Below are 1613 nucleotides of genomic sequence, written 5' to 3'. Positions count from 1 at the left end.
ACGCTGATCGCACTTACTGACATAAACGCCAAGTCTTTTTTGTTGCGTCCACGAAATTCTTTTTCAGCAAACCATTTTTTAACACCTTGGAATTTTAATGTTTGAAGAACGGAAGAAATAGAAATCATCCGCCATGTTTTGACGTTTAACGGCTTTCCAAGCTACTTTCAATGCTTCAGAGAAAGTCACGTCGTTTTTTCGTTTTTGAAGATTTTCCATGCTAGGCTCATTACTTGTGATTTCATTTTGTTTACTTCCTTTCTTTATCTTACATGTATATTATATATCATATATGATAGTTTGTCAACACTTTTGGTAAAGAAATTTAGTTTTTTTGCAAAATAAAAAACACCTCCTAACAAGAGATGCTTTCCGCAAATGGGTCCCGTAAGATTATCCACAGCTATTCCTATTAATTATAGCACAAAAAACCCCTGCTCAGAACGTATCTGTCCATAATGGATGCAGAGGGATTGATGTAAGTATATTATAGCACAAAAATAAAAAAACGCACCAGACCCCGTAGAGTTACTGGCGCTTTCCTAAATATATTATAGCACATAAAAAAAGCCCCAGCAAACGCTGAGGCTTCGACCACTACCACCATGATATCCGAACTGTGGTCTGTCGGGAGGTGATACACTCCTTTTCGTTTTTTAGTTTGCGTGGCTCTTTTATTTAATTATACACCAGTTTGGCCTTGTGTAGCTTGCGCACGTTCTTCAATAGCTTTAACCACTGAGGCACTAGCTTCATTGATTGCTTTAGAAACCGCTTCGGCGTCGTTTGATTGACTGTATAGGAAGCGTTCAAAGTCCGCATCTTCTAATTGCAGACGCTTAGCTCCAGTGGCTTCGAGGGCGTCCACTGTTCCCATTGAGCCGATGCCAAACACACGACCATTAACGACTGCTACCCAACCTTCTTTACCGCTTTCGCTGCGTACTACATAATTCATATTTTCTTCTTCCTCTTTCTTATTTACTAGGCTATCACCGTCATTGATGATAACTACATTCTTATCCAATCCACCAGCTAAGCCGGTTGATGTAAACTGCCACCAGCGTGTATGTTCCATGTTTGGATATACGCCCCAATATGGCTCCGGACGTACCTCGTAATCTGGGTACGCTGCAATCCATAAGCTGTTTGGATAGCGTGCAGTGATTTGATCTACATACACGTTAGCCAATGTATAAGGCTTGTAACTGTAATAGATAGGCTCGAAGCCGTTTGCCTTACAAACATCCATAAATGCTAGGACTGCATTAGTATTCGCTTGCTTATCACCACTAGCACCATCTTCATAATCACATACAAGATAACGTGGATGTGATGGCAAGTTACTGATAAAGTAATTCGCTTCAGCTTGTGCCGTTGCGACATCACCGCCAAAACGGGCAAAGTGGTAGTAACCAATACAGTTACTTGTGTTGGTTTGCTGAGTGGCCACTGGGCTAACCCAACCAGTGCCTTCAGTAACCTTAATAACTGTGTTGTTAGTTCCAACTGCTTGACAGATACTTGTAAGGTCTCCCGGTTGGTAAGCTGACACGTCGATAAAGTAATTATCCTGTGTCATCCCGTCAAACGGCAATTCGAACCATCCAACC

At 41.4% G+C, this 1613-nt stretch carries 1 protein-coding gene; it reads right to left on the bottom strand.

Features of this window, described 5'->3' with window-relative positions:
- Positions 1-682: 682 nt before the first annotated feature.
- Positions 683-1613 (bottom strand): GH25 family lysozyme (locus tag HSISS2_RS01845; RefSeq protein ID WP_240472040.1); only part of this gene is annotated, 931 nt, incomplete at its 5' end.

The organism is Streptococcus sp. HSISS2 (genome assembly GCF_000448665.1).
In the GTDB taxonomy this organism is placed as follows: Bacteria; Bacillota; Bacilli; order Lactobacillales; family Streptococcaceae; genus Streptococcus; species Streptococcus raffinosi.
Note: the sequence above shows the minus strand (reverse complement) of the source record. Positions and strands in the feature narration are given on the sequence as shown.